Below are 261 nucleotides of genomic sequence, written 5' to 3' on the forward strand. Positions count from 1 at the left end.
CCGGCCAACGCCTTGAAGGTGCTGGCGCTGGAGGCGGGGCATTCCGGGAAGTGGTCCTGGGGCGCATTCGCCGGGATGATCACGGCACTGCTGATTCTGTCTTTCTATAGTGTGGTCGGCGGCTGGTCGCTGGATTACATCATCGACATGGGGCGTGGTGACTTCCAGGGTGTGACGGCGGATCAGGTGGGGGCCTATTTCGGCAATGTGATCGCTGATCCGTGGCGCCTGACACTTTGGCACACGATTTTTATGCTGTTG

Annotated in this window: 1 pseudogene; it reads left to right on the forward strand. The window is 59.8% G+C overall.

Features of this window, described 5'->3' with window-relative positions:
• A pseudogene (locus BK665_RS33940) lies at window positions 1–261 on the forward strand (sodium-dependent transporter); the annotation flags it as partial.

Origin of the sequence: Pseudomonas frederiksbergensis, assembly GCF_003732665.1 — a bacterium.
Lineage (GTDB): Bacteria > Pseudomonadota > Gammaproteobacteria > Pseudomonadales > Pseudomonadaceae > Aquipseudomonas > Aquipseudomonas frederiksbergensis_G.